This window comes from Halanaerobium sp., from assembly GCF_003070835.1.
This window is the reverse complement of record NZ_QBLR01000028.1, coordinates 1-26,387: the sequence shown is the minus strand read 5'-3', so window position 1 is coordinate 26,387 and position 26,387 is coordinate 1. Positions and strand designations below refer to the sequence as shown.

The window sequence follows — 26,387 nt, the reverse complement described above, 5'->3', positions numbered from 1 at the left end:
CAATGATAAAAATACTCGGCGTTTTAAGTTCTCAACTTTAGGGACACCGTAGCCAATTCTTTTAATCAATTTAATTTTATTGTTTAATCCTTCAGCAAATCCGTTGGTTATTCTGGTTCTGAAATAGTTAATTATATTTTCTTCCCAGTTTTAGACATCAGATGCTTGTAAATGAAATTGCTGGTATTTTCTATAATTATTTTAAAGATAGTAAATGCAGTTCTTTAACATCTCCACTTGATATTAAGCTGCAGGGATATGCACCTAAATTTAAAGAAGACCCAAATGTTGTTCAGCCTGATATAATGGTGATCTGTGATCCAGAAAATGTTGTAGACGATAAATACCAGGGAGTACCAGATCTTTTAGTAGAAGTTCTTTCCCCTTCATCCAGGAAAAGAGATCTTATTTTAAAGTTGAATTTATATTCAAAAAGTGGGGTTAAAGAATATTGGATCATTAACCCTGAAAATAAGAAAATAACTCAGTATGTTTTCACAGAGGATAGAGATATAGAAGCAGTAAATGATCTGCACCCGGATCAAGTTTTGGAATCTGAATATTTTGAGGGATTGGAGATTCAAGTGGACGAAATATTTTCTAAAATTAATTAAAAGCTATTGATAAATGCCATAAAAAAAGTGTATAATTAATTAAGTTGAGTACAATTGAATTATATAAAATTTAAATTGAGGTGAGCCAATGTCTGATTTTGAGAATTTAAAACTAGAAAATCAAATTTGTTTTCCCCTTTATGCTTTATCTCGGAAGGTGATTCAGTTATATAAACCTTTGCTGGATAAATATAATCTAACCTATACCCAGTACATTACAATGTTGGTTTTATGGGAAAAAGAAAATATTTCACTAAAAGAATTAGGAGAAAAATTATATCTTGATTCTGGAACCCTTTCTCCGGTGGTAAAAAAACTTGTTAAACAGGGACTGGTTGAAAAATATCGTTCTCAGGCAGATGAGAGAATTGTCAAACTTAGCTTAACTACAGCGGGCAGGGAAATGAAAAAAGAAGCAGTAGAAATCCCGGAAAAGTTATATTCTCAGTTTGAAGGCGATCCAGAAACTTTAGTTAAATTAAAGCATAATTTAGATCAGGTTTTAAGTCAATTTAGAGATGAGAGTTAAATCCTTTTCAGAAAGGGTTTAACTTATATTTTTGAATAATTGATTGTACACAATTTAATTTTATAAAATTAAAAGGAGAGATAACAATGAGTGTTTATGATTTTAAAGCAAATGATATTATGGGACAGGAAGTTGATCTGGGAGATTATGAGAGTAAAGTTTTAATGGTAGTGAGGCTCATCCCCCATTTAAATACTTAAAGAGTGAGACCGGATTTCTGCTGGGTGGAATAATTAATCGGTGTTATTCTGCACCTTCATTAATTGTAATGACTTCCATTTTTTCTACTGCCCTATCTACTAGTTTTTCAATTTCTAAATCTTCTTCTCCAAAGTGAATAGTATCAAGTTTGGGCTGAGTTGCCGGGTTATCCGGAACAAAAATAGTGCAGCAGTCTTCATGAGGTCTAATTGAGATCTCATAAGTACCAACTTTTTTTCCCAGAGCAATAATATCATTTTTATCCATTGTGATTAAAGGACGAAGAACTGGGAATTCAGCAACTTCATCAGATGAGCGCAGTCCTTCTAAGGTCTGGCTTGCTACCTGGCCCAGGCTTTCTCCGGTCACTAGAGCCAGTTCGTTATTTATTTCTGCCAGTCGGTTGGCAATTCTAATCATCATTCGGCGCATAATAGTTACAGTATATCTGCGCGGTGATTTTTTTAATATTTCCTGCTGGATTTCTGTAAAATAAGGAATTTGCAATTTTATTTCTCCACCATAACGGCTTAAAACTTTTGCCAGGTCGATTACTTTTTCTTTTGCCCGCTCAGAAGTATAAGGAGGAGAATCAAAATAAACAGCATTTAAAGATAAACCTCTTTTTAATCCCAGCCAGCCAGCCACCGGACTGTCAATTCCACCAGATAGTAGAAGTAATGCTTTTCCCGATGATTTAACAGGTAATCCACCCGGGCCAGCTTCTCGCCTGATGAAAAGATAAATTTTGCCCCTTCTGATTTCAACTTCAAAAAGATGTTCAGGCTGATGGACGTCAACACTGAGGGGAGTATCTGGACCTTCAACCTCTCTTAAAATCTCTCCCCCAAGTTCTCGATTGAGCTCAGGACTTTCAATCGGAAAAGACTTATCTGCTCTGGTAGTTTCCATTTTAAAAGTAGTCGGATAGTTCGAGACTTCGGATTTAAAAAGCTTAACCGCTTTATTTTTTAATTTTTCAAAATCCTGATCATCAAAATCAGCTATTTTTTTGCCAATTCGCAATCTCTGAGCCGGACTTAAAGAGATGATTCCCGGCACATTGACCAACCTCGCAACAATCTTTTCAATCTGATCACTTTCTGCATAAAGAAAAATCCGCCCGTAAACAGTGCTGATTTCAAAATTTCCCAGGTCAGCTGCTGCCCTTTTAATATTTGAAACCAGCTGGGAAATAAAATCGTTAATATTATCACCTTTCAGGCCAATTTCTCCATAACGAATAATTATTAAATCATACAAATTTTTTCACCTCATTAAAAAAATTTTAAAAATTCTATCTGTTCTTTTAAAGTTCTTATAAAATAATCTAAATCATCATTTTTAATTTCGTTATTTAAACTTACCCGCAGAGCACTCTCACTTCTTTGTTGAGAGAGACCGCAGGCATTGATAATTCTGCTTCCCTTTTTACTGGAAGAACAGGCTGATCCGGTTGAGATATAGATTCCCTGATTTTCCAGTGCATGCAGCATAGTTTCTCCTTTGATACCAGGTAAAGAAAAATTAATAATATGAGGAGCTCCAGCTGCTGGAGAATTAATTACTACTTCTTCAATTTTCTGCAGAGAGTTCAGCAGATATTTTCTTTTTTTGGCTAAATATTGATCAGCGTTTTCTGCTGTTGAAAGCTGAGGTAGTTTTTTTACTGCCTCCCCCAGTCCAGCAATCCCCGGGATATTTTCTGTTCCGGAGCGCAAGTTTCTCTCCTGCCCCCCACCGTAGACCAGAGGTTTTAAATTAGTGCCCTTCTTAATATATAAAGCACCTATTCCTTTAGGACCATGGATTTTATGACCACTAATTGAATAAAGATCGACCGGCCACTGGCTTAAATTGCTGTATATTTTTCCAAAGGCCTGAACTCCATCTACATGAAAAAAGCTGAGTGGATTTTTTTCTTTAATAGTTTCAGCAATTTTTTTGATGGGCTGAATAGTCCCCAGCTCGTTATTAACCTGCATAATGCTGACCAAAATTGTTTCTTCGGTAATTAAATTTATCAAATGTTCCAGGTCAACATGTCCTCCCCGATCAACATTAACTGAATCTACCTGCCAGCCTTCACTTTCTAAAGCCTTAAAAAGTTCAGCTGCAGAAGAATGTTCAATGGGGGAAGTAATTAGATGTCTGCCCCGATTCCCATATGCTTTTGTTATTCCTCTAATGGCCAGATTGTTGCTTTCTGTGCCGCCAGATGTGAAGATGATCTCTTCTGATCTGACGCCAAGATAGTCAGCTATAGTTTTTCTGCTGTTTTTTAAAATCTTTTCTGATTTCAGACCAAAACGATGCAGAGAAGACGGGTTTGCATAATTATTCTCTAAAGCATCTACTACAGCAGCTGTTACTTCCGGCAGTGCTTTAGTAGTTGCCGCATTATCTAGATATATTTCTTTTTCCATTAGACTCACTCCTAATTTTTAACACTAACTTTTATTATACCAGTATTGGGTAAATAAATAAACCGCTAAGCTCAGAAATTTAAAGAAAAGATTATTTTGATTTAGCTATTCTAATTTAATCTAAGTTTTTCTGGCCTTATTTTATTTTTTTAATTCTAGTGATATAATAAAGGTTGAACTATAATAATTATATTTTTATTGATACTTATAATCAATTAGGAGGAAATAACTTGCGTTTAATAGATACTCATGCTCATCTTGATTTTGATGACTACAATCAGGATCGAGAAGAAGTTTTTAAGCGAGCCCAGAAAATCGGAGTAGAAAAGATAGTTAATATTGGTGCAGACCTGGAGGGAAGTTACCGGGTGGTGGAACTGGCAGAAAGATATGATTTTGTCTATGCTTCAGTTGGGATTCATCCCCATGAAGCAGATACAGTCAATGAAAAAAATCTGGCTAAAATTAAAGCTCTTGCAGCTTCGCCAAAGGTTAAAGCAATTGGGGAATGCGGCCTTGATTTTTATTATGATAATTCACCGCGAGAAATTCAAAAAGATGCCTTTAAAAAACAGCTGCAGCTGGCCCTGAAACTTGAACTGCCGGTGGTTGTTCATTCTCGAGAAGCAGCAGCAGAAACTTTGGGAATATTAGATCAGACTGCTGACTTCGCTGAAAAATTAATTTTTCACTGTTATGCTTACGGACCCAGTGAAATCGAGGAAATAATAAAGAGAGATTATTATGTAGCCTTTGGAGGCTTAATTACTTTCAACAGTGCTCAACCGATTAGAGATGCCTTAAAGAAAATGCCTTTAGCTAGGATTTTGCTGGAAACTGATGCTCCCTATCTGACACCAGCACCTCATCGGGGTAAGAGAAATGAACCGGCTTATCTGGAACATATAATAAAAAAAGCTGCAGCAATTAAAGGAGTTAGTGCTGAAAAGATGGCAGAGATCACGACTAAAAATGCTGAAAGAATTTATAATTTTTAACTTGGAATTAAATTTCAACAAAAATTAAGCGGGAGGAATCCAAAATGAAAATAGGGATTATTGGCCTGGGAGATATTGCTCAGAAAGCATATTTACCTTTAATTACTCAGCTGGAAGAGGTAGAGCCATATTTTTGTACCAGAACTGAGAGCACTCTGCAGAGGCTGGGAAAAAAATATCGGGTTGATCAGCTTTATACATCTCTTGATCAGTTATTAGCTGAGGATCTGGATGCAGCTTTTGTTCATGCTGCTACAGAAGCTCATTATCCGTTAGTAAAAAAACTTCTAAAAAATAAGATAGCTACCTTTGTTGATAAACCAATAACTTATCACTTAGAACAAACCGAAGAACTGATCAGGCTGGCCAAAGATCAGAATACAATTTTGATGACCGGTTTTAATCGCCGCTATGTACCAACTTATAGTTCTCTTTTAAAAATTAAAACTCCTAAAACAATAATTATGGAAAAAAACAGGACTGAGCTTCCAGGCGAGCCGCGTAGCTTTGTGCTTGATGACTTTATACACGTTATTGATACTATTTCATATCTAATGGGAGAAGTTGATCTTGACCAGCTTGAAGTTAGTAAGATAGAGAGAAAAAATAAACTAGTTCAAGTAATATTAACTCTCAAAAATGGTAAAAATACTGCTATTGGAATAATGAATCGTGATAATGCGCTTACTGAAGAAAGCCTTGAAGTTATGGGTTTTAAAGAGAAGCAGAAGATTGAAAATATAACTCAAATTATTAATTACACTGCTGATGGAGAAATTATTTCCCAGACAGCTGGCTGGAATAAAATGGGCTATGACCGCGGTTTTGTTGACATGATTAGTGAATTTTTGGATAGAGTTCAAAAGGGAGAAAACAACAAAAAAGAGCTGGCTAAAGATTTATTGACTCATCAACTGGCAGAAAAAGTGATTGAAGCATAAGCCCGTTAATTATTTTAAGCTTAAGTAGTTTATCTTTATCAGAGCAGCAATTATTGCCTGGATAGAGCAGATATGATAAAATTATAACAAATAATATATTAAGGATGATTTAAAATTAATATGGAAAATAAAATTGCAACACCATCGGAAACAAAAAAGATTCTGCGCGAACACAATCTTAATTTAAAAAAGAGCCTTGGTCAGAATTTTCTAATTGACTCAAATATCATTGATATAATTACAACAGCAGCAGATATTAAGGGGGATGAATTTGTAATTGAAATTGGCCCTGGTATCGGTTCTTTAACTCAGGCTCTGCTTGCTAAACTTGATAGCGGTAAATTGCTGGCTGTGGAAAAAGATGCTGCTATGGTTGAAGTTTTAAAGGATATTTTTGCTGGCCAGGAGAAGCTTGAGCTCTTAAATGAAGATGCATTAAAAATCAACTGGGAAGAAACATTAGCTGAATATAATCCTGAAAATCGGAAGCTGAAGCTGATTGCCAACCTCCCTTATTATGTGACTACTCCAATTATCATGGGAGTTTTAGAAAGTGACTTAGAATTGGAGCAGATGGTTTTTATGGTTCAGAAAGAGGTTGGAGAAAGAATCTGTGCTGGCCCGGAAACCAAAAAGTTTGGTTCTTTAAGTGTGGCGGTTCAGTACCATATGCAGCCAGAGATTGTGCACCATGTACCTTCCTCAGTCTTTATTCCTCAGCCTGATGTGGATTCAGTTATTGTCAGCATCTCACCCTATGAGGAAAATATTTATCAGGAAGAGGTAATCAATAAAAAATTCTTCTTTCAGGTTGTAAAGTCGATCTTTCAACAGCGACGTAAAACCTTACGCAATAGTTTGAGCAAATCAGCTGTAATCGCGCTTGACCGTGATCTTGTAACTAATGCTTTAGAGGATGAAGGAATTGGTCTTAAAAAGCGGGGAGAAAAACTTTCGATATCCGAAATGATTTCTATCAGCAACAGGATTTATAAAATGAGAAATGAAACATAAAATAATTGATAATATAGTATATAAATTATAGTTTAATTCAAATTTTGGAAGGAGGAAGAAAAATGGTTAAAGTAGAAATCTGTGTGGGCAGCCACTGCTCACTAGTAGGAGCTTTAAATATTTTAGAGACTCTTGAAGAGCTGCAGGAAGAATATCCAGATCAGCTGAAAATTGAAAGAGTTGAATGTATGGACAGGTGTGGAGACATTAAGAATGCTCCGGTAGTTAAAGTTGATGATGATCTTATCACCTCAGCTCAGACTCAGATGGTTATCAGTAAAGTAATGGAGAGGATAAAATGAGCAAGCTAAAGGGTATTTATACAGATATTGTAAAAATCCGACGGATGGTCTTTGCCGAGCTGGCAAGGCTGGCTCTCAAAGATGCAGAATGCGAAGAATTTGATAAAATTCCATATAGAATTATTGATACTGAAGAAGCTACATACCGTTCCAGTATTTTTAAAGAAAGAGCTATAGTTGCTGCTCGGGTTCGGATGGGCCTCGGAATGGATTATGAAACAAATCAGGAGCATAAACTCCTTTCAGAGGGAATTAGAGATTTTCTAAAAAATGATAATCAGCTAAAAGAACCACTGGTAAATGTTATTCGTTTTGCCTGTGAAAAATGTCCAACTAACGCTCATTTTGTAACCAATAACTGTCGCAAGTGTCTGGCTCATCCCTGCAGTATTGTCTGTCCTGTAGATGCGATTACCATTGAAGAACACGCAGCAGTAATTGATCAGGAAAAATGTATCAACTGCGGTAAATGTAAAGAAGCCTGTCCTTATGAAGCGATTGTTAACTATGAGCGCCCCTGTGCTGCAGCCTGTGGAGTTGATGCCATTGAAAGTGATGACTATGATCGGGCTAAAATTAATCAGGATAAATGTGTTAGCTGTGGACAGTGCATTATTGCCTGCCCCTTTGGAGCTATTGCAGATAAATCTATGATTTTTCAGCTTTTAAAATCAATTAAAAGAGGAGAAGATGTGCGGGCAATTATTGCTCCTTCTTTTGTTGGGCAGTTTGGTCCTTTAGTCTCTGCTGAAAAAATCGTAGCTGCCCTAAAAGAACTGGGGATGAAAGAGGTGCGTGAGGTTAGCCTGGGTGCTGACTTTGCTTCTCTGCATGAAGCAGAATTATTTGCGGAAGATATTCCGGAAAAACAACCCTATCTGGGAACTTCCTGCTGTCCTTCCTGGACTTATGTTGCTGATAAACATGTCCCTGAAGTTAAAGATAATATTTCTGAATCCAGTTCGCCAATGATCTTTGCTGCTCAATCTGTCAAAGAGACCAATCAGGACAGCAAAGTTGTATTTATTGGTCCCTGTGTTTCCAAAAAGTTGGAAGCTTTAAGCGCGCGAGTTAAGGATGAGGTTGATTATGTAATCACCTTTGAAGAACTGGCAGCTATCTTTGTGGCAGCTGATATAGAGCTGACCAAAGTGGATGCTGAAGAAGAGATTAGAGATGCTTCTTATTACGGTCGGGCTTATGCCAATGCGGGTGGAGTGGCAGAAGCAATCCGCCAGAATTTAAAAGAAAAATATAATATTGACCCACCAATAACTAAGGCAGATGGTCTGGCAGACTGCAAAAAAACATTAATTAAAGCAAAAGCAGGAGTTTTAGATGGCCACTTAATTGAAGGGATGGCCTGTGAGGGTGGTTGTGTTGGTGGGCCTGGTACTTTACTGGCAACCAAGCGAGGAGCAAAATATGTTGATAAATTTGCAGGTGAGTCACCATATAAATTTGCTTTTGAAAATGATAACTTAAATAAAAAAGAAAAAAAAGAATAAATACATCCTTAGAATCATCTCTTATGATTATTGCTTATAAGATTATAAGTTTTGCTTAAATGAGCAAATTGTGGTATAATTATTTTTGAATTGTTTTCAAAATGAGGTGAATCTGAATGGAAGAAAATGTTTTGGATAAAATTAAAGAAGAAGTAAAATCTTTTGTCGGCCATCGAGTAAGTGTTAAGGCCAATCGCGGCAGAAGAAAAGCTGTAGAAAAAGAAGGAGTTTTAGAAAAAACTCATGAAAATGTCTTTGTTGTTAGGATCAAAGATCACAACCAGGTTAGACGGCTGTCTTATACCTATTCAGACCTTTTAACAGATGATGTAGTTGTTAAGTCTAAAGATGATGAGGTAAAGATAGGAGTTTAACTTAACATAGAGTATATAAATTTAATAGGGGCAGCCTTAGTTGGCTGCTTTTTTCCTGTTATTTTTTAATTAAAATTTTGCAAATGAAGAAAAAATCACTAAGCAAATATTTAAACTTCTGTATTTCAGGCGATTATTTATAATTGAACAAGTGAATAACAGGATAATCTAAAAATATGAAAGGGGAGATAGGTTTGGGAATTGACATGGCTATAGGTTTACTCGGGGGTCTCGGCCTTTTTATCTATGGTATGAAGCAAATGAGCGAAGGTCTGCAGAAAACCGCCGGTAAAAGACTGCGTCATTTTTTAGCAGCTATGACCTCAAAACCAATTATGGGTGTTGGGGTTGGAACAATTGTTACTGCTATAATTCAAAGTAGTAGTGCCACTACAGTTATGGTTGTAGGTTTTGTTAATGCAGGCTTGATGACGCTATTTCAATCGATTGGTGTGATCATGGGTGCCAATATTGGTACCACAGTAACTGCTCAGTTAATTGCATTTAAATTAGGTGATTATGCCTTTCATGCAATTGCAATTGGAGCTTTTACATATTTATTTTCGAAAAGCAAGAAATTTCAGTATATCGGTCAGGTTTTACTTGGTTTTGGTTTGTTATTCTTAGGTTTGGAAACTATGGGAGATACAATGGCTCCTCTGGAAAATTCTCCAGTTTTTATTGACTGGATGGAAAATTTTTCGAGATATCCAATCCTGGGTATTTTAACCGGTATTGTGGTTACAGTTGCTATACAGAGTAGTTCAGCTTCCTTTGGTATTTTATTAGGCTTAGTTACAGCAGGAGTAATACATTACGAAGCTGCCATCCCAATTCTTTTAGGTAGTAACATCGGTACTACAGTTACTGCAATTTTATCAGCTATCGGAGCTAATTTAACTGCCAAACGAGCTGCAGCAGCGCATTTTTTATTCAATGTTTTAGGGGCTGGAATTATGATAGCCTTTATATATCTGGTGCCTGATTTTTCTCTGATGTTGGAAAATTTAATTTTAAACGTTAGCGGCTTTTTCGGTCAGATAAATCCTTCTGAGGAGAGACTGCTGGCTAACACACATACCTTTTTTAATGTAGTCAATACACTTATCTGGCTGCCATTTACGGGTTTTATGGTTTATTTGGTTAAAAAAATAATACCTGGGGAAGATCTAACCTTAAAAAGAGGTACTACCTTTATTGATGATAGAATGCTGAACACCCCTTATGTTGCTATTGATCAGGTAAAAAAAGAAATTGTGGCAATGGGTGAGATTTCTCGAGACATGGTCTGTGAGTCTGTAGATGGATTTTTAAATGGAGATGGAGAAGTTATTAAAAAGATCAGACATCATGAAGATATAGTAAATGAGATGGAAGAAGAACTTCTGCACTTTATTCAAAAAATTCCTCAGGCTCAATTAAATGATGTTGATATTAGAACTTTAGACAAGTATTTTGCAGTTGTTGATGATATTGAGAGTATTGCTGATGATGCTGATGATATTTCTGAATTGATCGAAAATCGCCTGGAAAATAAGCTTAAATTTTCTTCTGATGCTCAGGCTACAATTCAGGAAGTATATTCTATTGTCTGTGATGTTTTAGATAAGACTTTAGAATTAATTGAAACTGATGATTTAGAAATTGCTGCTGAAATTTTAGAGGCAGAAGAAAGATTAGACCAGATGCAGATCCAGTTTAGACAGGAGAGTATCAGCAGAATTAAGGGATCAGCGAAAGGAAGTTGTGATCCTAATTCGGGAATTATTCTTCTGGAACTGCTTGATGATCTGGAACATATAAGTGATCAGATGGCTGATATTGCACACAGTGTAATTGAGATTTATGAAGATGAGAGTGTCGGTAAGGAAGTAAAAGAAGTAGATGTAGTCTAATTTTACAAAGAATTAACATAAAAATATCTTTATTTAGGTGGAGCCTCCTTTTTATAGGAGGCTCTTTTTGCTATAATGGAGAAAAGGGATTATTTAAATTGACCATAGTCTCCATTGACGCCTCTCATTTAGATTTTATTATGGTTGTCTCTAACTCCCTGCGGTCAAACATCGAAACAACTAATCACAATAAAATCTAATCGAGGCTATTTCGACTAAAGCGTCAATTTAAATAATCACTTTTCTCGGAAGATACTTGGAGTTTGGATTTATACTTTAGTTTAACTAATTGTTCTAATGATAGTTAGATTGTAAATTTCTAAGTCGCTGTGGTCCGACGCGCCGCTGTGCTGGTTTATATTAAGGAGGTAACAATGACCAAATCACTTTCTGAGATGTCGCTGGAGGAGCTGTGGCAGCTTTTTCCGATTATTTTAAAGGAACATAATCCTGATTATAGAAATTGGTACTTAGAAGAAAAAGAGAAGCTGGAAGCTTTTTTGCCTGAGCATTACATTCAAAGGATTAATCATATCGGCAGTACTGCCGTTCCTGGTCTGCTGGCAAAGCCAACTGTTGATATTTTAGTGGAAATTAGCAGAGGAGCTGAACTCTTTAAAGTTGAAGCTGTGCTTAAAGATGCTGGCTGGACTTTGATGCACAGAAATGAAGAAAGTGAAGAGCTTAATCTGGTTTTCAATAAGGGGTACACTCTACAGGGATTCGCAGATAGAGTTTTTCATCTTCATTTACGCTATCCTGGTGACTGGGACGAATTGTATTTTCGAGACTATCTGATTGCTCATCCTGAAGTTGCCGGAAAGTATGGAGAATTAAAGCAGAAATTAGAAAAAGAATATAAACATAATCGAGATGGCTATACCGAGGCCAAAACTGAGTTTATAAAAAAACACACAGCTGAAGCTAGAAATGAATTTGCAGGAAAATATTCAGCTGAAATCAAATAAATTTTGAATATTTTAAACAAATAAGCTCAAAATAGGAAATCCGGGAGGATTTATAATGGAAAAAATTCTGGTAGTTGAAGACGAAAAAAATATTAGAGAATTAATTGAATTCAATCTGGAAAACGCAGGTTATGAGGTTGATACTGCAGCTGACGGACGGGAAGCTCTTGATAAGTTATCAGCAAAAATTGGTCTGGTGGTTTTAGATTTAATGCTGCCTGAAATTGACGGTATGGAGGTCTGCCGGAGAATGAGGGGGAATGAAGATTTGCGCCAGATCCCAATTATTATGCTGACTGCCAAGGGAGATGAAGTAGAGAGAATACTGGGACTTGAGATGGGGGCAGATGATTATATGACAAAACCCTTCAGTCCCCGAGAATTGATCGCCAGAATCAAAGCTATTTTTCGGAGAATAAAGGAATTCAAATCAGACAGTGAGAAAATAGAGGATGAAATTATAGAAACAGGGAAATTAAAATTAGATATTCCCCGGCATGAGGTTGTTCATGGAGAAAAAAAGATTGTTTTGACCCCAAAAGAATTTGAACTTCTGCGCTATCTGGTGATCAATCAGGGGAGAGTTTTAAGTCGTGATCTGCTTTTGGAAAAAATCTGGGGCTATGAGTATGCGGGAGATACAAGAACAGTTGATGTTCACGTCAGGCGCCTTCGCAAAAAAATTAAGGCTGATTATATAGCTACAGTCAGAGGGGTGGGTTATAAATTTGTTAAAATGGAATAAGCTAGGGATTAAAAATCGTTTGATTATCATTTTTATTGTAATTCAGCTTTTTATAATTGGCCTGAGCTTTTATTACTTTAGCACAAATCACCGGGAATTTTATTTGGAACAGGAAAAAATAAGTTTAGAACACTATTCTCAGCTGATGCTGAATAATATTAGTCCAGAAGAAGTAAAAAATGAAAATAAGATTTTGGAGGATAAAGCTGCTGAATGGGCAAGTGATTCGGAAACAAGAATTACTATTATTGCAGCTGATGGAGAGGTACTTGCTGATTCGCATTATGAAATTAGTGAGATGGATAACCACCGTAATCGACCTGAAGTTGCTCAGGCTGTAAGCAATGAAAGTTCAGGTAGTGAAATACGTTATAGTGAAACTATTGAAGAGGAAATGCTCTACTATGCTGTACCAATTAGAGATCAGAATAAGATAATTGGAATTTTAAGGACAGCCCGACCGCTAAAGTTTATCAGAAGTGTTCTGATTGAAGATATTAAGAGTTATTTATTTTTCTTTGTAATCCTGGCATTAATTACAATTTTTTTAGGCTGGCGTTTAACTTACAGTATAGTTAAACCCTTAGAGACTGTTACCGAGACAGCTGAAAAGATATCTAAGGGAGATTTAAGTCAGAGAATACCGGTCAGAAAATATAATAGTGAAATTGAAAAACTTGCCCGAATGTTTAACTTTATGGCTGAAGAGCTGGAAGATAAGATTACTGAAATTTCTCAGGAAAAAAATCGGATTGAAGCTATTTTAGAAAGCATGGTAGATGGTGTAATTGCAGTTGATAAAGAGGGGAAAGTTGCTCTGATAAATCCAGCCGCCCGCAGAATTTTTAATATTGAAGCAGAAAAAGTTAAGGGAAAAGAACTGATCAGCACTCTTTTTAGCCACCGGATTGACATGTATTTAGAGCGGGCTTTTGATAAAAAAGAAAGCATCAGCCGGGAAATTAAATATAAAAATCCGGATGAGAAAATTATTCATGCCACCTTTATCCCTCTGCTTGATGAAAAGGAAAATATAAGTGGGGGAGTAATTGTTCTAACTGACATTACTGAACTTAGGAAACTGGAAACAGTCCGCAATGATTTTGTGGCCAATGTATCTCATGAGCTGAGAACTCCTCTTACCTCAATGGTTGGCTATTTAGATACGCTTTTAGAAAGTGATATTGAAGATCCAGAAACAAGAGATAGATTTTTAAAGATAATTAAAGAAGAAACTGATCGGCTTTCAGTTTTAATTAAGGATTTAATGGACTTGTCAAAGATTGAATCACAGTCATTTGATTTAGAAGCAGATAATTTTAAAGAAGTGTTAAATAAAGTCGTTAATCTGCTGGAGAAAAAAGCTGAGGACAAGAATATTGACTTTGAAGTTGTTGTCTCCGAAAATCTCCCTTTAGTTTACATGGTGCGTGAACAGATTAAACAGGTGCTGATAAATTTAATTGATAATGCAATTAAGTATACACCTGCCGGCGGAAAGATAAAGGTTAAAGTAGAAAAAGAGGGAGATAAAGTTTATTTTTCAGTTAAAGACAATGGAATGGGAATTCCCCAGGCTGCTCAGGAAAGAATTTTCGAAAGATTTTACAGAGTTGATAAAGCCCGCAGCCGAGCTCTCGGTGGAACGGGAATTGGACTTTCCATTGTTCGGAATATAATTAAACAGCACGGCAGTGAAATCCAGGTTAAAAGTAGGGAAGGCGCAGGCAGTGAATTCTACTTTTATTTAAAGGCTGCTGAATAATCAATTAGCCCTGATAAGCTTCCTTAATATTAATTAAATATAATAAAAGATATCTGCTGAGATTAATATGAGTGGATGTCTTTTCTTTTTTACTTGACATGAGAATAATATTACAATATAATCATATTAGTAAATATTAATATGTAATCGAAAAAGGAGAGTGCAGATTGGAAGATTTACTTAACTTTTTAAAAGCTATAGCTGATGAAAATAGACTTAAAATACTTAAGCTTTTACTGGATGGCCAGTACTGCGTCTGTCAGCTGGAGCAGCTGCTTGACAAATCACAGTCCAGTATTTCCCAGCATCTCAACTATTTTAAGGAGTTGGATCTCTTAAAAGAGGAGAAAAGTGGAAAGTGGATTTATTATACAGTAGACAGAAGTGTTTACGATAAATATCTGGCAGCTTTAATTTCTCTAAAGGCTCAATCTTTGGCTGAATTAAATCTGAGTGAGCTGCAGAATAAAATTAATAATCTTGACACAGCTGCAGAAATTAAGTCAGAAACTAAAGGAGGCTGCTCTTAGTGTTTACTGTATTTGAGAAATTTGCAGATTTGGTAGCTTATAGCCTATTTGGACTTCAGGCTGAAACGAGGTTGGGAGAGTCAGTTCACTTCTTTTTTTATGATACAACTAAGATTATTTTTCTGCTGTCAGTAATGATATTTTTTATTTCAATTATCAGAAGTTATTTCCCACCAGAAAAAACAAAAAAACTCTTAAGTAATTATAGAAAAATTACAGGACATATTATGGCTTCACTGCTGGGAGTTGTGACTCCATTTTGTTCCTGTTCTTCAGTACCAATTTTTATTGGTTTTGTGGAGTCGGGAATTCCGCTGGGAATTACTTTCTCCTTTTTAATTACTTCACCTATTGTAAATGAGGTTGCCTTAGTAATGCTCTATACTATCTTTGGCTGGAAAATAGGAACACTTTATCTGGCCAGCGGAATTTTAGTTGGGATAGTTGGAGGAATTGTGATTGAAGCACTGGGGATGGAAAAACAGGTAGAGGAATATGTATATCAGATTAGTGCTGGAGAAAGTGAAGTTGAAGAACTCGAGTGGAATGATAGAATTAATTTTGCTAAAGCAGAAGTTAAAGAAATTGTAAGCCGAGTCTGGAAATATGTAATTATAGGTATTGGAATTGGGGCTGCTATCCACGGATATGCTCCGGCAGAACTGCTGGCAGAATATGCTGGCCCCAATAATCCTTTATCTGTAATTGCTGCAGTTATTGTTGGAATTCCATTATATGCTAATGCAGTGGGAACAATTCCGATAGTTGAAGCTCTAATGGGAAAGGGAGTTGCTCTGGGAACTGCTTTAAGCTTTATGATGGCTACCACCGCCTTATCTTTACCGGCAGTGGTTATTCTGCGCAAGGTAATTAAGCCAAAATTAATTACAGTTTTTGTAACAGTTGTTGGAGTTTCAATTATTGGAGTAGGGTATATGTTTAATTTTATAATGTAGGTTCGTACCATAATGTAGGTTCGTACCAGGTCCAAATCGATTGATTTGGACCTGGTTAAAAAGAATAAAATCACAAAATAAAATCTGAGGAGTGTTAATAATGGAAATTACTATTTATGGTCCAGGATGTAAAAATTGTGTCAATTTAGCTGATAATGCTAAAAAAGCTGTGGAGGAAATAGGAGTTGAGGCAGAAATAGTAAAAATTGAGGATATGAAAGAAATCGCAATGGCTGGAATCATGAGTACACCTGCAATTGGAATTGATGGAGAGGTTAAAATTAAAGGTAGAGTTGCTTCAGTAGATGAGATAAAGGAATTGCTTGCTTAATTAGATTAATAAAATAAATCCTGTGATACCGCCTTTTGGGGCGGTTTTTTTATTTGTTTACATTTTGTTAACATAAGTGACATACTGCTGTAACATTTGCCTGTTATTATTTTAATCAGAGTCAAGTTAAAGTAAAAAATCAAAAATTCCTGAAGGGGGAAAATATTTAATGAAAAAAATTACAGCATTATTTTTTGTTCTTGCTCTTGCAATGATGGCAGTACTTCCAGTGAGTGTCGCAGCTCAGGAGCTAAAAGGTGAGGTTAAGATTGATGGTTCCAGTACAGTTTATCCAATTACTCAGGCAATGGCAGAAGAGTTTTCTTATGAATACCCAAGAGTTAGAGTAACAGTTGGTGTTTCCGGTACAGGTGGAGGTTTTGAGAAATTTACCGTTGGCGAAACAGCTATTAACGATGCTTCCAGACCAATCAAAGAAAGTGAAGCAGCAAAAGCAAAAGAAAATGGTATTGAATATACAAGATTTACAGTAGGTAGTGATGGTATTACTGTAGCAGTTAATCCTGAAAACGACTGGGTAAGCGATATTACAGTTGAAGAACTCCATCAAATTTGGAAGCCGGACAGCAAAGTTCAAAAATGGAGTGATGTTAGATCTGAATGGCCTGAAGAAGAAATCGATCTTTATGGACCAGGAGCAGATTCAGGTACTTTTGACTACTTCACTGAAGCAGTTGTTGGAAATGAAGGAGCAAGCCGCTCTGATTATACAGCTAGTGAAGATGACAATGTTTTAGTTAGAGGTATATCAGGTAATAAGTATGCTCTGGGATATTTTGGCTATGCATATTATGAGGAAAATCAGGATAAGCTTAAAGCCCTGGCTGTTAATGGAATTGAACCATCTGTTAAGACAATCAGTAATGGAAATTATACTCCTCTAGCTCGGCCACTATTCATTTATGTAAATAATGCGGCTGCAAAACGAGATGAAGTTGAGGCATTCTTAAAGTTCTACTTCAATAATGCCCAGGAAATTGTTCCACAGACTGGTTATGTAGCTTTAGAAAGTTATGAAAAAGCATTAAATAAGCTGGCTGAAATTACCAAGTAAATCTAAATAAAGTTTAATGATAAATAATAAGATGCCAGAGGGGGCTTTTTGGGCCCCTTTTTTGGCAGTTTTGAGAAAGGTGGTTAATGAAGATGAAAAAAAATAAGGAGTCAAGCTGGTATGCTGTCTTATTTGATCGAAAAATAAGGCATATGAATTCTAAAAGCAGCAGTAATAAATGGGTTAATTATGTTCTGCTTCTGGCAACATTAATCTCAGTTTTTACTACAGTTGGGATTATTGTGATCCTTGTAACTGATTCTATACATTTTTTTGCAGAAGTATCGATTATAGATTTTTTGACAGGGTTAAAATGGAATCCTCTGATTGAACCAAACAAAAGTTATGGTGTGCTGCCTTTAGTCGGTGGAACAATGATGATTACACTGGGCTCAGCTCTGATAGCTATTCCTGTTGGCCTGGGAAGTGCAATTTATTTAACTGAGTATTCTTCCAGACGTTTTAGAAAAATTATTAAGCCAATCATGGAGATACTAGCAGGAGTTCCGACAGTTGTTTATGGTTATTTTGCTCTAACTTTTATTACCCCAAAGATATTAAAACCTATTTTTCCTGAGATTCAGACGTTTAATGCTTTAAGTGCCAGTATTGCAGTTGGGATTATGATTCTTCCGATGGTGATTTCCTTAAGTGAAGATGCATTAAATTCAGTTCCAGACAGTATTCGGCAGGGTGCTTATGCTATGGGATCAACAAGATTTGAAGTGGCTTCAAGAGTTATGGTACCCTCAGCACTTTCGGGTATTATCTCTTCCTTTATCCTTGCAATTTCTCGTGCTATTGGTGAAACAATGATAGTAGCGATAGCTGCAGGAATGAGGCCGCAATTAACTGCAAACTTTTTAAAACCTGTTCAGACTATGACCGGTTATATTGTGCAGGTTAGTCTTGGAGATACACCCGTTGGCTCTCTTGAATATTACACAATTTTTGCAGTTGGACTGCTTTTATTTCTGATGACCCTGGCTCTAAATATTATTAGTCACTGGATCTTAATGAAATACAGGGAGGTATATCACTAATGTCAAATTTATATCAAAAAAGAAAACTTACAGACAAAATATTTAAAGGCGTATTTCTGGTTTTCATTATCCTGGCTTTAGTGGTCCTTGCCGCTTTGATTTTTGATATTTTTTCTAAAGGCTTTGTGATGATGGACCTGGACTTCTTTACCCGTTTTGATTCTCGTTTTCCCGAAAAAGCAGGTATTAAAGCAGGTTTGTTTGGTACTTTATATGTAATTGGACTAATGATTCCAATTACTTTTATCACAGGAACAGCAACAGCGATTTATTTAGAAGAATATGCACCTAAAAATAAATTGACAAATTTAATCAAATTAAATATTGCAAATCTAGCTGGAATTCCTTCGATTATTTATGGTATGCTCGGTTTAGGAGTTTTTGTTAGAACTCTAGGGCTGGGAAGAAGTGTACTTGCAGGTTCTTTAACCCTGAGTCTGCTTGTTTTACCGGTAGTCATAGTTTCAGCTCAGGAAGCACTAAGAAGTGTTCCCAAGTCATTAAGAAACGCATCTTATGGACTGGGGGCCAACCACTGGCAGACTGTTTACAAGGTGGTTCTTCCTTCCGCTCTTCCTTCGATAATGACGGGCTTTATCCTTGCAATTTCAAGAGCAATAGGAGAGACAGCCCCGCTAATTATGATGGGAGCTTTAACATTTGTAATGTTTACTCCTCAGGGAATTATGGATAGTTTTACTGTAATGCCAATTCAGATTTTTAACTGGACTTCACTGCCAAAAAGTGAGTACGAACTGGTTGCAGCAAGCGGAAGTGTTTTACTGCTGCTGATTCTATTTGCTTTAAATGGGCTGGCAACATTTATTCGTTATAAATTTAGCCGTGACTAAATTAAGGAGGAAATTTAATGTCTACTAAGGAAAATGTACTTGAAATAAAAAACCTAAATTTTTATTATGATGATTTTCAGGCACTTAATGATATAAATATGGATGTCAAAAAAAATAAAGTAACAGCATTAATCGGCCCATCAGGCTGTGGTAAATCTACATTTTTAAGAACAATTAATAGGATGAATGATTTGATTGAGGGAAGTCGGGTTGAAGGTCAGGTGGTTTTCGATGGTGATGATATTTATTCTGGAAATATTGATGTAGTTAGATTAAGAAAACGGATTGGTATGGTTTTTCAGCAGCCAAATCCTTTTCCTAAATCAGTTTTTGACAATGTTGCCTATGGACCTAAGGTTCATGGAGTCAAAGATAAAGCTGAGATAGAAGAGCTGGTAATTGAAAGTTTAAAAGGAGCCGCTTTATTTGATGAGGTAAAGGACAGATTAGACAGTTCTGCCCTTGGTCTATCTGGTGGTCAGCAGCAGCGACTCTGTATTGCCAGAGCACTGGCAGTAAAACCAGAAGTTCTCCTGATGGATGAGCCGGCGTCTGCGCTGGATCCAGTGGCAACAGCAAAAATTGAAGACCTAATTGAAGAACTTAAAGAAAAGTACAGTATTGTTATTGTAACCCACAGCATGCAGCAGGCAGCGCGTGTTTCTGATGAAACTGGATTTTTCTTAATGGGAGATTTGATTGAGTTTGATAAAACTGATAAAATATTTGAAAACCCTGCTAATCAGAAAACAGAAGACTATATCACAGGGCGTTTTGGTTAAAGTTAACCCCAATCAACTTATTACGATAACAGCTGGCTAAAATTTTATTGACAGCTTTGAGGAGGTATATTGAAAATGAATGATTCTCGCAAGAATTTTCATACAGAATTAAATGATTTAGAAAAAGAAATGTTAAAAATGGGAAGTGTAGTTGGTGAAAGCATCAGTAAAAGTATCGAGGCACTGATGAACAAAGACCTTGAGCTGGCTGATAAGGTAATAAAAGATGATGATGTTATTGACAATTATGAACTTGATATTGAAGAAAAATGCACCCGCTTAATTGCACTGCAGCAGCCGGTGGCGATTGATCTCAGGAAAATTATTGTGATTTCTAAGCTGGTAACTGATTTAGAAAGAATTGGAGATAATGCATCCAATATTGCTCATCGGGTGAAGGACATTGGTGATCAGCCGCTAATTAAGGAAATGCAGGATCTGCCCGGGATGAGAGATAAGGTTGTAAAGCAGCTGCGGGATAGTCTGGAGGCCTTTGTTGAGATGGATATCGAGAAAGCAAAAATGGTTGCAGCCAGAGATAAAGAGGTTAATCAGCTGGATAAACAGATTAATAAAGAATTATTATCTGTAATGGAAAATGATTGTGCCACAATTGAACAGGGTACTTCTCTAATGTTTATCAGTCGCTTTTTGGAGAGAATCGGTGACCATTCTACAAATATATGTGAGCGTACAGTTTACATGAAAACAGGAGAATGGACTGAGCTCGAATAATACTGTATAAGTTTAAATAAAATATATTTAGTAATAATTTAGCCCCCACAATAGTAGTATTGGTGGGGGCTTTTATTATCTGTGCTTTTTAAATTATGTAAATCAGATATCCAGACTTTCTTTTATATTTGAAAATGATTAATACTTTGAAGTAGTTCCTGGGACATAGCTGCTAAATCGCCTGTAGCTTCTGTTATTTCGTGAGTAGCTGAACTCTGCTCTTGACTGCTGGCTGCAATTTCTTCAGCTGAACTGGCAGTGTATTCACTTACTTCGGCAATATCTTTGATTGAATTCTGGACTTTTTCACTATTTGCACCCATTTTAAGAGTAGCTTTGGATATTTGATCAATCAGAATTTTAAGTTCAAAAGCTGCCTTATCAATTTCTGAAAAAGAATTTTTACTATTTTCTATAGCCTGAACACTATTTTCTACTGCTTTTCTTGTATCATCCATATTTTCTACAGTGTTTTCTACTCCTTCTTGAATATCATTAATTAATTTTGCAATTTCTTCTGTTGCCTGAGAACTTTCTTCAGCTAGATCTCTTATTTCATCTGCTACAACAGAAAACCCTCTTCCTGCTTCTCCAGCTCTTGCCGCTTCAATTGCTGCATTTAAAGCAAGGAGATTTGTTTGAGAAGAAATACTGCTGATTAACTTAATTATATCACCAATTTTATCTGAAGATTGTCCTAATTGATTTACAGTAGTTTCGACTTTGTTGGATTTTTCTCTTACATTTTGTATTTCTTTAATAGAATTATTAATTGAACTATTACCTGTTTTAATATTTTTGACAACATTTTGAGACTGATTTTCCATATTAATACTTTTATCTTCAATATTTTGTATTTCTCGGCTTAGTTCTATAATGTTATCCCTTGTTTCATCTACCTGAGCAGACTGTTCTTCCATAGCAGCTGCCATTTGATGAGTAGAATTACCAATTTCTTTTGCAGAATGAGATATTTCTTCACTGCTGTCATGTAGTTCATGACTTGCTTCAGATAAATGTTTTGAAACACCTGAAATGCTGCTGACAATTTGATTAAGATTGGTGATCATACTTTCTATTGAATGAGATAATGTACCGATTTCATCATTTCTTTTTAGGAATTTTTTCTTAACTTTAAGTCCTAGTTCACCCTCAGAGGTTCTTTTTATTATATCGACTAAACTAATAATGGGAGCTGTAATTTCCCTACTGATAATATAAATAACTATTAAAGCAAAAATAAAAGCTCCAAGCCCTATATAAAGACTGTATTTTTTAAAAATATTAAGATCTGCTAGTATTTTATCTTCGGCAGCAGTTAAAGCTAAAGTCCAGTTTGTGGTATCAATTTTTGCTGAAGTAATTATATTACTGGTTGAATTTTTCTGAAAAGTAGTTGTAAACTTATCTTTACTGCTTATTTTATCTAGTACTGTCTGGAATTCTGTTTCCGAATTTTTATAAAAATCACTATTTGCTATTAAGTTTTTTTCAGGATGGGCAAGTAATTTCAAATCCTGATTTAATATCATCCCATAACCACTGCCGTTTAATTTTAAATTTTCAGTCAGGTTTTGAATATTTTCTAATTCAATTACTCCAGCTAAAACTCCCTGAAGCTTATCATAATCATCGGTAATTGGTGCTGCAACAGCAAAAACCATTTTTTTAGTAAAATAATCCTGATATATCTTAGAAATGGATGTTCTTTTTTTGTTTAAAGCTTCTTTAAAATATTCTTTTTCGGAAATATCACCAAAACCACCTGATGTTGCTTTATAGCGGCCGTTTTTTTCAACTAACATGATGTCCATAAAATTAGTGTTTTCCTGAGTTCTTCTTAATATCAACTGAGCGGAAAGCCAGTTTAATCCCTGTACACTATTGATATTTGTTAAGGTTTCTAATAAAACTTTCTTTTCATTTATCCATTGATCAATGTTTTCACTGTTTTTAGAAACAGTTGTTTCTGCTTCTTTAATTAATATATTCTGTAATATATTTTTGGAACTATTGTAATAAAGAAATGAACTTAGTAAAATTATTATTAAAACTACCAGTGAAACTGCAATTAAAAGTTTATGCTGTATGCTTTTTTGTTTAAACATTCTATTCCTCCCATATTTTATTTATGTCATTATTAGTTTAACAAGAAAATGTTTCAAAAAGATTAATTTTTTGTTAAACTTAGGCTAATATTTTAGAAAAAGAATAATTGCAATGGTTTTCTAGCTGTGATAAAATTTCTAGTTAGTAAATAAAAAGGGGGATAACTATAAATCATGTTAAAAAAGTTTTTAAGCTACTATAAAAACCACTGGAAATTATTTACGGCAACTCTGGGGAGCGCTGTTTTAATGTCGGGGCTGGACCTGGCTTATCCGCTCTTTATTCAACAGCTGATTGATCAGCATTTTCCGGCCAGAAATTTAAACATGATGATCCGAATTTCAGTGATTTTACTGGTTATTTATGTACTGCGTTTTGTTTTTCAATATATAGTCCACTACTGGGGTCACGTAGTTGGGATCAGGATGGAGACGGATATGCGCTCAGATCTTTTTACCCATCTGCAGAAACTTTCTTTTAAATTCTATGATAATAATAAGGTAGGTTATTTAATGTCCCGAGTAATTAATGACTTAAATAATATTTCTGAGCTGGCCCACCATGGTCCGGAGGATGTGCTTATTTCATCAATGCTCTTGGTCGGATCTTTAATTATTTTACTTAATATGCACTGGCAGCTTGCTTTAGTTACCTTTGCTCTAATTCCAATTATGTTCTTTTTTTCTAAAAACTTAGGTGAAAAGATGTACCATGCCTTTAAAGTGATTAGAGAAAAAATGGCAGAGGTAAATACAATAGTAGAAGACAGCTTGAGTGGAATTAGAGTCGTTAAGTCTTTTACCAATGAAGATTACGAAAATGAAAAGTTCTGTGAGGGTAACCATAATTACCGCCGTTCCCGGGAATGGGCAATGAAAAATATGGCCCAGTTTCATTCGGGTATGAACCTCTTTATCAATTTAATTCGTTTGAGTACCCTGGCAGCTGGAGGTTATTTTATCTATGATGGATCTCTAACTGCCGGTCAAATGGTAGCCTTCTTATTTTATGTAGATATGTTTATGAATCCTATCCGGAGGCTTGTTAACTTTAATGAACAGCTGCAGCGAGGGATGTCAGGTTTCAGCCGCTTTAAAGAATTATTAGAGGTTGACCCGGAAATTATTGATCTTCCTGATGCACAGGAATTAAAAGATGTTGAAGGCTTAATTAAATATGAAGATGTAACTTTTGGTTATGATAACCATGAGAAAGTTTTAAGTAATATAAATATAGAGATTGATCCGGGTAGAACTGTGGCCTTTGTCGGTCCTTCTGGAGCTGGCAAATCAACTTTAACTAAATTACTGCCCCGTTTTTATGAAATTGACAGCGGCAGACTTTCAATAGATAATATTAATATTAAAGATGTCACTTTAGAATCTCTGCGCCGAAATATTGGGATAGTCCAGCAGGATGTATTCCTTTTTAATGGTACAGTTAGAGAAAATATTGCTTATGGTACAGCAAATGCCTCTGATGCAGAAATAATAGAGGCTGCAGAAAAGGCTAATGCTCATGACTTTATTTTAAATCTAAGTGATGGTTATGATACCGATATTGGAGAAAGAGGAGTTAAATTATCCGGAGGCCAGAAGCAGCGGATTTCTATTGCCCGCTCATTTTTAAAGAACCCGCCAATTTTGATTTTAGATGAGGCTACATCTTCCCTTGACAACCGCAGTGAGAAAATTATTCAGAAATCACTTGAAAAACTGGCTGAGGGAAGAACAACTCTGGTAATTGCTCACCGACTCTCGACAGTAATTAATGCAGATCAAATTATTGTTTTAACTGATAAAGGGATAGTTGAGCGAGGCAGACATGAGGAATTAATTAAAAATGGTGGTGAATATGCTCAGCTCTATAATGAGCAATTTTCTGCAGATATAGCAGGTTAAGAATTAAAATAAATTAGTAATTCAGATTGATAAAAAGAAGATAGAGTTTACTAAAAAGTTGGGTTTTTAACCCGGCTTTTTTTCTTTGACAAGTGCTTTAAAATCTGCGATACTATAATCAGTAATAAATCTTTAGAATTACTATATTTAAGCTGAGTTTTGATTTATAATTAATAATATAAAGAAAGGAAGATTTAAAATGTCAAAAAAATTATATCGTTCTCGTGATGACCGGATGATTGCCGGAGTCTGCGGAGGGCTTGCAGATTATTTTAATGTAGATTCTTCTTTAGTTAGACTTGCAGTTTTATTTGTCTTCCTCTTTCAGGGTGTAGGCTTAATTGCATATATTATTGCCTGGCTGGTGATGTCTGAGGAACCAGTTAAAAATGATTATAGAATGCCTGATGACTATTATATAGAGGATAAGAAAGACTTTAATGATTCAAAGCAGGAACAGGAGGAAGGTTCCGAAAGGGAAGAACAAAGAAATCAGGAATATGATGCCAGAAAGAAAAAAGAAAAAGAATATTACGAGCAGTATCAGGAGCAGAACTCTGAGAGCAGTAGTAACCGCCGTAAATTATTTGCAGCAATCATGATATTAGTCGGTTCAATTTTCTTAGTTGATATCTGGATTCCAGCTCTCTACTGGGAAAAATACTGGCCGGTAATTTTAATTGCTGCCGGGGTTCTAATGCTCAAGGGTGATAATAATGACAGATAATCGCGACCGGAGTTTGATTGCAATAATTTTGATTTTTGCGGGGATCATTTTCCTGGGAGATACCCTGGGTGAATACAATTTCAATTTATTTTTCTTTCTGCGCAGTTACTGGCCTGTATTATTAATTATATTTGGTTTTCACATGCTGCTGCAGAATAGTAGTTTCTGGTTTGTTGTCCCGGTTATTGTTATCGGGCTTGCATTATATTTAATCTATATGCTTGTTAACCAGCAGCCTTTTTATTTTATGCCGCAGATTAGAATGCGTATTTTTGATTTTGATAATTTACCATTTAGATAAGATTGCTTATTAAATTAAAGATCTAAATAAAACCACCTGAAGTACTCAGGTGGCATTTATTTTTAAAGATTAGAAGCTTAAATTTTATTGTTTAAAGCAATTCTTTTTTCAATGACTGGGGCCAGGATTAATACCAGGATAACTTTTATTAAGTCACCTGGAATAAAAGGAATCACCGTCATATTGAGGGAAGCAATTAAACCAGTACCGGTTACAAAAGAAAAATAGATACTTCCAATAATATAGTTACTTAAAACTGCAGCTGCAAGAACCAAAAAATCTTTTTTATTTTTACCACTACAGTGGGCTGCAATCCAGGCTGCAGTTACAAAACTAATTAAAAAACCACCTGTAGGTCCAGCAATTACACCCAATCCACCCTGACCACCTGAGAAAATTGGCAGGCCAAAAGCACCAAGCAAAAGATATGTAACCTGAGCTAAAACACCATATTTTTTTCCAAGCAGTCTTCCTGAAAGCAGAACAAAGAAAGTCTGCAGGGTTATAGGAACTGGACCAATAGGGAAAATAATAAAAGCACCAACTGCTGTTAATGCTGCCATCAAAGCAGCTTTAATCATCTGATTAGTTTTCAACTTAAAACTCCTTTCTATTTTGTTAAGCTTGATAAAATCTGACCAATATTCAAATTCTTTAAATAATGTTATCACAAACTTTAGTTAATGTAAACAGCTAATAATAAAGAGCTTTTTGCTTTGTACAATTTTTTCTTAAAAAAGAATAAAAAATTTGCAGTAAATATCTC

Annotated in this window: 27 protein-coding genes and 1 pseudogene; 23 read left to right on the top strand and 5 right to left on the bottom strand. The window is 35.6% G+C overall.

The genetic code is table 11. The features are described from left to right. A pseudogene (locus tag CI949_RS05170) lies at nucleotides 1-138 on the bottom strand (transposase); the annotation flags it as partial. A gap of 23 nt (nucleotides 139-161) precedes the next feature. Between CI949_RS05170 and CI949_RS05165 the strand changes: the two are divergent. Beyond that, entirely contained in the window at nucleotides 162-614 is a 453-nt protein-coding gene (locus CI949_RS05165) for a Uma2 family endonuclease (protein ID WP_290763631.1), read from the top strand. Nucleotides 615-702: 88 nt separating this feature from the next. Continuing rightward, the gene (locus tag CI949_RS05160) at nucleotides 703-1,143 is read left to right on the top strand and encodes a MarR family winged helix-turn-helix transcriptional regulator (RefSeq protein WP_290763628.1); all 441 of its coding nucleotides are present in this window, start codon (nucleotides 703-705) and stop codon (nucleotides 1,141-1,143) included. A gap of 243 nt (nucleotides 1,144-1,386) precedes the next feature. Here the strand turns inward: CI949_RS05160 and thiI are convergent, their stop codons facing one another. Both thiI and CI949_RS05150 read right to left on the bottom strand, forming a co-directional pair. After that, nucleotides 1,387-2,607, bottom strand: coding sequence for a tRNA uracil 4-sulfurtransferase ThiI (gene thiI / locus CI949_RS05155; protein WP_290763623.1), 1,221 nt, complete (start codon nucleotides 2,605-2,607; stop codon nucleotides 1,387-1,389). Nucleotides 2,608-2,621: 14 nt separating this feature from the next. Then, complete coding sequence (locus tag CI949_RS05150) at nucleotides 2,622-3,770, bottom strand: cysteine desulfurase family protein (protein ID WP_290763605.1); 1,149 nt, start codon at nucleotides 3,768-3,770, stop codon at nucleotides 2,622-2,624. A gap of 230 nt (nucleotides 3,771-4,000) precedes the next feature. Between CI949_RS05150 and CI949_RS05145 the strand changes: the two genes are divergently transcribed. The 18 genes from CI949_RS05145 to phoU all read left to right on the top strand — a co-directional run bounded on the left by CI949_RS05145 (nucleotide 4,001) and on the right by phoU (nucleotide 20,583). Then, nucleotides 4,001-4,768, top strand: coding sequence for a TatD family hydrolase (locus CI949_RS05145; RefSeq protein ID WP_133530507.1), 768 nt, complete (start codon nucleotides 4,001-4,003; stop codon nucleotides 4,766-4,768). A gap of 44 nt (nucleotides 4,769-4,812) precedes the next feature. Next, nucleotides 4,813-5,709, top strand: a complete 897-nt coding sequence (locus CI949_RS05140; protein ID WP_133530506.1) for a Gfo/Idh/MocA family protein — start codon at nucleotides 4,813-4,815, stop codon at nucleotides 5,707-5,709. Between the two features lie 120 nt (nucleotides 5,710-5,829). Then, on the top strand, nucleotides 5,830-6,723 hold the full coding sequence (gene rsmA / locus CI949_RS05135) for a 16S rRNA (adenine(1518)-N(6)/adenine(1519)-N(6))-dimethyltransferase RsmA (protein ID WP_290763602.1): 894 nt from the start codon (nucleotides 5,830-5,832) through the stop codon (nucleotides 6,721-6,723). Between the two features lie 62 nt (nucleotides 6,724-6,785). Continuing rightward, on the top strand, nucleotides 6,786-7,025 hold the full coding sequence (locus tag CI949_RS05130) for an NAD(P)H-dependent oxidoreductase subunit E (RefSeq protein WP_133530504.1): 240 nt from the start codon (nucleotides 6,786-6,788) through the stop codon (nucleotides 7,023-7,025). Continuing rightward, nucleotides 7,022-8,533 (top strand): 4Fe-4S dicluster domain-containing protein, encoded by a 1,512-nt coding sequence (locus CI949_RS05125; RefSeq protein ID WP_133530503.1) that lies wholly within the window; start codon nucleotides 7,022-7,024, stop codon nucleotides 8,531-8,533. Before CI949_RS05130 ends, CI949_RS05125 begins: the two co-directional genes overlap by 4 nt. A 116-nt stretch (nucleotides 8,534-8,649) precedes the next feature. Further along, a complete protein-coding gene (locus CI949_RS05120; protein WP_133530502.1) occupies nucleotides 8,650-8,907 on the top strand; it encodes a Veg family protein in 258 nt (85 codons plus the stop codon). A gap of 194 nt (nucleotides 8,908-9,101) precedes the next feature. Next, nucleotides 9,102-10,802: a Na/Pi cotransporter family protein gene (locus tag CI949_RS05115; protein WP_347877181.1), complete on the top strand. Its 1,701-nt coding sequence runs from the start codon at nucleotides 9,102-9,104 to the stop codon at nucleotides 10,800-10,802. Between the two features lie 374 nt (nucleotides 10,803-11,176). Next, nucleotides 11,177-11,770, top strand: coding sequence for a GrpB family protein (locus CI949_RS05110; protein ID WP_290763591.1), 594 nt, complete (start codon nucleotides 11,177-11,179; stop codon nucleotides 11,768-11,770). 55 nt (nucleotides 11,771-11,825) lie between these two features. After that, complete coding sequence (locus CI949_RS05105; RefSeq protein ID WP_279512703.1) at nucleotides 11,826-12,515, top strand: response regulator transcription factor; 690 nt, start codon at nucleotides 11,826-11,828, stop codon at nucleotides 12,513-12,515. Next, a complete protein-coding gene (pnpS, locus tag CI949_RS05100; protein ID WP_290763585.1) occupies nucleotides 12,499-14,280 on the top strand; it encodes a two-component system histidine kinase PnpS in 1,782 nt (593 codons plus the stop codon). The genes CI949_RS05105 and pnpS overlap by 17 nt, the downstream gene beginning before the upstream one ends. Nucleotides 14,281-14,447: 167 nt before the next feature. Beyond that, nucleotides 14,448-14,810, top strand: a complete 363-nt coding sequence (locus CI949_RS05095; RefSeq protein WP_290763583.1) for a helix-turn-helix transcriptional regulator — start codon at nucleotides 14,448-14,450, stop codon at nucleotides 14,808-14,810. Continuing rightward, nucleotides 14,810-15,766 (top strand): permease, encoded by a 957-nt coding sequence (locus tag CI949_RS05090; RefSeq protein ID WP_133530496.1) that lies wholly within the window; start codon nucleotides 14,810-14,812, stop codon nucleotides 15,764-15,766. The genes CI949_RS05095 and CI949_RS05090 overlap by 1 nt, the downstream gene beginning before the upstream one ends. A gap of 100 nt (nucleotides 15,767-15,866) precedes the next feature. After that, entirely contained in the window at nucleotides 15,867-16,097 is a 231-nt protein-coding gene (locus CI949_RS05085) for a thioredoxin family protein (protein ID WP_133530495.1), read from the top strand. 169 nt (nucleotides 16,098-16,266) lie between these two features. Next, nucleotides 16,267-17,172 carry a PstS family phosphate ABC transporter substrate-binding protein gene (locus tag CI949_RS05080; RefSeq protein WP_133530494.1) on the top strand — a complete coding sequence of 302 codons (906 nt, stop codon included), beginning with the start codon at nucleotides 16,267-16,269 and terminating at the stop codon, nucleotides 17,170-17,172. A gap of 152 nt (nucleotides 17,173-17,324) precedes the next feature. After that, a complete protein-coding gene (gene pstC / locus CI949_RS05075; protein ID WP_208108980.1) occupies nucleotides 17,325-18,215 on the top strand; it encodes a phosphate ABC transporter permease subunit PstC in 891 nt (296 codons plus the stop codon). Continuing rightward, nucleotides 18,215-19,066, top strand: a complete 852-nt coding sequence (gene pstA / locus CI949_RS05070) for a phosphate ABC transporter permease PstA (RefSeq protein ID WP_133530492.1) — start codon at nucleotides 18,215-18,217, stop codon at nucleotides 19,064-19,066. Before pstC ends, pstA begins: the two co-directional genes overlap by 1 nt. Before the next feature lie 17 nt (nucleotides 19,067-19,083). Continuing rightward, on the top strand, nucleotides 19,084-19,848 hold the full coding sequence (gene pstB / locus CI949_RS05065; RefSeq protein WP_133530491.1) for a phosphate ABC transporter ATP-binding protein PstB: 765 nt from the start codon (nucleotides 19,084-19,086) through the stop codon (nucleotides 19,846-19,848). Between the two features lie 75 nt (nucleotides 19,849-19,923). Further along, entirely contained in the window at nucleotides 19,924-20,583 is a 660-nt protein-coding gene (gene phoU / locus CI949_RS05060) for a phosphate signaling complex protein PhoU (RefSeq protein WP_133530490.1), read from the top strand. Between the two features lie 122 nt (nucleotides 20,584-20,705). Here the strand turns inward: phoU and CI949_RS05055 are convergent, their stop codons facing one another. Next, the gene (locus CI949_RS05055; RefSeq protein ID WP_290763568.1) at nucleotides 20,706-22,691 is read right to left on the bottom strand and encodes a methyl-accepting chemotaxis protein; all 1,986 of its coding nucleotides are present in this window, start codon (nucleotides 22,689-22,691) and stop codon (nucleotides 20,706-20,708) included. A gap of 174 nt (nucleotides 22,692-22,865) precedes the next feature. Here CI949_RS05055 and CI949_RS05050 point away from each other — a divergent pair, with 174 nt between their 5' ends. The 3 genes from CI949_RS05050 (at nucleotide 22,866) to CI949_RS05040 (ending at nucleotide 25,621) form a co-directional block, all read left to right on the top strand. Continuing rightward, nucleotides 22,866-24,593 (top strand): ABC transporter ATP-binding protein, encoded by a 1,728-nt coding sequence (locus tag CI949_RS05050; RefSeq protein ID WP_290763565.1) that lies wholly within the window; start codon nucleotides 22,866-22,868, stop codon nucleotides 24,591-24,593. 199 nt (nucleotides 24,594-24,792) lie between these two features. Beyond that, the gene (locus CI949_RS05045; protein ID WP_290763562.1) at nucleotides 24,793-25,320 is read left to right on the top strand and encodes a PspC domain-containing protein; all 528 of its coding nucleotides are present in this window, start codon (nucleotides 24,793-24,795) and stop codon (nucleotides 25,318-25,320) included. Then, a complete protein-coding gene (locus CI949_RS05040; protein ID WP_290763561.1) occupies nucleotides 25,310-25,621 on the top strand; it encodes a LiaF transmembrane domain-containing protein in 312 nt (103 codons plus the stop codon). The genes CI949_RS05045 and CI949_RS05040 overlap by 11 nt, the downstream gene beginning before the upstream one ends. Nucleotides 25,622-25,698: 77 nt before the next feature. On the opposite strand, the gene CI949_RS05035 is transcribed toward CI949_RS05040, so the two are convergent. Next, the gene (locus CI949_RS05035) at nucleotides 25,699-26,217 is read right to left on the bottom strand and encodes a biotin transporter BioY (protein ID WP_290763559.1); all 519 of its coding nucleotides are present in this window, start codon (nucleotides 26,215-26,217) and stop codon (nucleotides 25,699-25,701) included. Between the last annotated feature and the right edge of the window lie 170 nt (nucleotides 26,218-26,387).